General features: G+C 74.9%; 4 protein-coding genes. All 4 read left to right on the top strand.

Features of this window, described 5'->3' with window-relative positions; all coding sequences use genetic code 11:
• The first annotated feature begins 194 nt into the window (after window positions 1-194).
• The 4 genes from Y09_RS13950 (at window position 195) to Y09_RS13965 (ending at window position 4616) form a co-directional block, all read left to right on the top strand.
• Window positions 195-1229 carry a universal stress protein gene (locus Y09_RS13950; RefSeq protein WP_053918278.1) on the top strand — a complete coding sequence of 345 codons (1035 nt, stop codon included), beginning with the start codon at window positions 195-197 and terminating at the stop codon, window positions 1227-1229.
• 80 nt (window positions 1230-1309) lie between these two features.
• Window positions 1310-2002 carry a hypothetical protein gene (locus tag Y09_RS13955; protein WP_053918279.1) on the top strand — a complete coding sequence of 231 codons (693 nt, stop codon included), beginning with the start codon at window positions 1310-1312 and terminating at the stop codon, window positions 2000-2002.
• 491 nt (window positions 2003-2493) lie between these two features.
• Window positions 2494-2724 carry a copper chaperone PCu(A)C gene (locus Y09_RS17985; protein WP_234695747.1) on the top strand — a complete coding sequence of 77 codons (231 nt, stop codon included), beginning with the start codon at window positions 2494-2496 and terminating at the stop codon, window positions 2722-2724.
• 401 nt (window positions 2725-3125) lie between these two features.
• Window positions 3126-4616 (top strand): gluconokinase, encoded by a 1491-nt coding sequence (locus tag Y09_RS13965; protein WP_053918280.1) that lies wholly within the window; start codon window positions 3126-3128, stop codon window positions 4614-4616.
• The last annotated feature ends 113 nt before the right edge of the window (window positions 4617-4729 follow it).

Genomic DNA, 4729 nt, shown 5'->3' on the forward strand with positions numbered 1-4729 from the left:
CAGAACCCCGTCCATCGGGGTGCTCACAAGGTAACGGGCGGACCCGAAGATGCCCGACCGCGGCGCTCGCCCCCGCCGCGGGACCTCGGCCCCGCGCGGGCGGGTCCGGCCGCGACTAGGATCGACGCACCGGCGGAGGAGACCCACGGGGGCGGCCCCGTCGGCCCAGGGAGCCCCCGGCCCAGGAGGTCGAGATGCCCGACGACGACGTCACCGCCCAGCCCGCCCGGACCAGCCCCGCCGACACCTCTGCACCGACCGACGCCGCCCCGGCGCCCGGCGCCTCCGACGCGCCCGGCACCTCGCTGGACGGGGACCGGCCGCTCGGTGTGCTGATCGGCTACGACGGCTCCGAGCAGGCCGTCCAGGCGCTGCACTACGCCGCCCGCGCCGCGCTGCGCCAGGATCTGCCGCTCACCGTGGTCACCGCCTACACCGTGCCGACCATGGCCTACGCCGAGGCGGCGCTCACCCCGGTCGTCCCGGCCGAGGTCGCGCGGCTGAACGCCGCCCGCGAGCTGCTCGACGAGGCGCGGGAGCACCTGCGCGACTACAGCGGAGCCGTCGACCTGCGCGCCGAATGGGGCGATGCCGCGGGCGTGCTCGTGAAGCTGTCGGCCCAGGCCGCTGTGGCCGTCGTCGGCGCGCGCGGACGCGGCGGCTTCCTCGGCCGGCTGCTCGGCTCGGTCTCCGCCGCGCTCCCCGCCCATGCGCACTGCCCCACCGTCGTGGTGAATCGCGGCTACGAGCTCGGCGAGGGCGCGCACCGCTTCGAGCCCATCGAGGAGGACGCCCCCGTGACCGTGGGCACCGACGGCTCCGCCCGGGCCGAGGCCGCGCTGGACGTGGCCGCGCAGGCGGCGCTGTCCCGCGGCACCTCGCTGCGCGTGCTCATGGTGATCCCGTCCCTGGAGGACTGGGGCGGCTCCTATGCGGCCTGGCTCCCGGACCCCGACGTGGTCGAGACCCATCGCTCACGGGCCGCGACCGGGCTCGAACGGGGCCTGGCGCAGCGTCGCACGGAGCACCCCGAGCTCACGATCACCAGCGAGGTCCTGGTCGGCGACCCCGTACGGCTGCTGATCGCGGAGTCGACCGATGCGCAGCTCACCGTCGTCGGCACCCGCGGGCACGGGCGCGCGACCAGCACCCTGCTCGGCTCGGTCTCCCGTGGCCTGCTCCAGCACGCCGAGGGGCCGGTGATGGTGGTGCCGTCCCACGCCACGTAGTACGCGCGGGCCCCGGCCGGTCGCACCGACGAGGGGCATCTCGCGCCGCGCCGCACGGCCCGACGGGGCAGAATGGCGACATGTCCGCCTCCCGCTCGCCGCTGCGCCTCGTGCGCGGAGGCACCGCCGCCTCGATCGCGACCGCCGTCGCGCTCGGCGGCCACCTCACGGGCGGCGGGGCGATGCCGGCCTGGCTCGGGATCCTCGTGCCCTGGTGGCTCGCGGTCGCCGTGTGCACGCTGCTGGCGGGCACGCACTTCTCCCTGGCCCGGATGGGAGTCGCGGTGCTGGCCAGCCAGGCGCTGTTCCACGGACTGTTCAGCGCGGGCACGCCCGGTGACCCGGGGCGGGCCCTCGTGGACCCGCCGGGCTCCCATCTGGGCCACGGCGCGGGCCACGCAGGGCACGGCGCCGGAGGCGTCGTCGGGCACGGCGCTCACGGCGACGGCGGCGAGGGGGTCGCGTCGGTCGTCGACCATGCCCTGCACGGCAGCCACTCCGATCTGCGGATGCTCCTGCTGCACGTGCTCGCCGCGATGGTGACCGCGGTGCTGCTGCAGCACGGCGAGTCGGTGCTGATGCGCTGCGCGCGCCTGGCACTGACGGTCCTCGCGGTGCTCGCGCATCCGCCGCTGCTGCTGCTGCTGATCACGCTGCTGGTGCCCGAGCGGCCGGCCCGGCCCCTGCCCACGGCACCCCATCTCCTGCATGCCCAGCGTGCCGTCCTCACCCCGCAGCTGCGCCGGGGCCCTCCGGTGGTCCTCGCGGCCTGAGCAGGGACGACGCCCTTCGTCGTCCGGCAGCGCCCGGCGCCCAAGCGCCCGGGACCTCGCCTCCCCGCGGCACGATGCCCGGTGCCCTCGCGCCCGGCGGCACGGCGTCCGATGCCGACCGCCCCGCGCGTGACGACCGCGCACCGACGCGCCCGCTCGGGCCCGCCCCGATCGACCATCACCCGTCCGGCACGCCTGCCGCACGGGTCAGCGCCGACCGCTGCCCGCACGCCCCTGCGCCGCGGACCGTCGGCCCTTCGAGAGGACCTTCCATGTCTCAGCATTCCCTGTCCCAGCATTCCCTCCTGCCCTCCCTCGCCCGTCCCACCCGCCGGGCCGCCCTGGCCGCGGCGCTGCTCCTGCCGCTCGCCGCCTGCAGCTCCGACCCCTCCGACGGCTCCGAGGCGGGTGGCGCCGCCTCGGACGGCGGCGGCACGAGCGCCGAGGGGCTCACCCTCGTCGACCCGTGGGTGAAGGCCGCCGAGGAGGGCATGACCTCCGCCTTCGGCACCCTCACCAATGCGACCGGCCGCGCTCTGCAGCTGATCTCGGCGAGCACCCCGTCGGCCGGGATGGTCGAGCTCCACGAGACCATGGGCGACGGCTCCGGCGGCATGAGCATGCAGAAGAAGGAGGGCGGCTTCCCCATCCCCGACGGCGGCGAGCTCGTGCTCGAGCCCGGCGGGGACCACCTCGCCGCCTGGACGAGCTGGACCTGCTGAACCAGTGGACCACCCCGATCGGCTCGGCCGTGTTCGCGATCCCGCCCGGCTGCGCCGAGGGCGAGTTCCTGGGGCAGTCCGTGCTGGAGTAGCCGAGCCTCCGCCGTCCCGACCGGCCGCGACCGAGCGCCGTCTGCACAGAAGGGACTCCAGCGGAACGGTGCGGAGCTGAGCTCTTCACCGTGCCGCTGGAATCCCCTTTCTGCCGGGCCCTCCACGACGAACCGACGAGGAGGGCGGCGAGTGCGGGAGATCGACAGCCGGCAGGTGGCAACCCGTGGCGAGCCCGTCGGCCTCGTGCGAGGGCCTCGTATGCTGGCCGGAACCCCCTGCGCCCCGGTACGACCGCCCGGACCGTCGTGCTCGCACGCGCAGGCCCCGACGACCGCAGGAGATCATCCATGCCCCGCTTCAACATCCCGGCCGAGGACGCCCAGGGACCCCTGGTCGTCGGGATCGACATCGGCTCGGGCGGCACCCGCGCCGCCGTGTACGACGCCTCGGGCCGCGAGGTCGGCAAGCTCCAGCACAAGGAGATCCACGCCTTCACGGTCGACGACGACGGCACCAGCACGATCGACGCCGACCAGATCGTCGCGGAGATCCGCACCGCGCTCTCCGCCGTGCTCGGTCACGGCGAGCTGCCCGGCGACGTGCGCGCGATCGGCTTCGACACCTTCGCCTCCTCGCTGATCGCGGTCGACACGGCCGGCAACGCGCTGACCCCGTGCATCACCTACGCAGACACCCGCTGCCACGCCCAGGTGGGCGAGCTCGCCTCCCGGATCGACGTCGACGCCCTGCACGAGCGCACCGGCGCCCGCCTCCACTCCTCCTACACCGCGCCGCGGCTGCTGTGGCTGCGCAAGGAGCACCCCGAGGTCTTCGCCCGCACCGAGCGGTTCATGGCGCTCGGCGAGTACGTGGCCTTCAAGCTGCTGGGCACGCCCGCGCTCGGCACCGCCTCCGCAGCCTGGTCCGGCATGATCGACAGGCGCACCGGGCAGTACGTGCCCGAGCTGCTCGACGCCGTGGGCGTGGACGAGGCCGCGATGGGCCTCGCGATCGACCCCGACGACGCGCTGCCCGTCGCCGGCACCCCGCTGGCCGCCGAGTTCCCGCAGCTGGCAGAAGCCGTGTGGCTGCCCGTGATCGGCGACGGCCTCGCTGCGAACCTCGGCATCGGCGCGCTCGGGACCGGCACCTGGGGCATCTCCACCGCGACCTCCGGTGCGATCCGCCAGCTCCTGGACACCGACATCCCCGCCCTCCCCTCCGGGCTGTGGGCGTACCGCGTGGACCAGCGTCGCACCCTCGTCGGCTCCGCGATGAGCGACTGCGGGCGCGTGCTGGACTGGTGCCGCAACGAGCTCGCGATGCCCTTCGACATCGACGCGACCGACACCGCGACCCTGTTCTCCGGCCCGCCCTCGGCCGGCACCCCGCTGGTGATCCCGTTCTTCTCCGGAGAGCGCGGCACGAAGTGGCGCGGCTCCTCCCGGGCGATGTTCGCGAACGTCGGCGCCTCCACCACCTGGAAGGACATGCTGCTCGGCGCGATGGAGGGCGTGGCTCTGTCGTTCCTGCGCATCGCCGACCAGATGCGCGAGGCCGGCGGCGAGCCCGAGCGGATCGTGCTCTCGGGCGGCATGACCGGGGCGATCCCCGGCTGGCTGCACCTGCTCTCCGACGCGCTCGCCATGCCGATCGACCACGTCGCCGTCTCCCGCTCGACCATGCGCGGCGCGGCCGTGATGGCCCTCGAGCAGGCCGCGCCCGAGATCCCCGTCGCCGAGGCGCCGGTGCTCGCCCGGGTCGAGCCGGTGCTCGCCCACCAGGACTACTACCGCGAGCGCCTCGAGCGCTTCGAGAAGCTCGCCGACCTGGCCTGAAGCGAGGCGGCTCGCTCGCACGGGCACCGCATGCGCTGGCCGCGGTGCATGGTCTGCAGATGGCGCATGGCGTTCCACTACGCCTATATGGCGGTGTCAAGCGGTCAGTGCAC

It is taken from the genome of Brachybacterium sp. SW0106-09, assembly GCF_001293905.1.
Lineage (GTDB): Bacteria > Actinomycetota > Actinomycetes > Actinomycetales > Dermabacteraceae > Brachybacterium > Brachybacterium conglomeratum.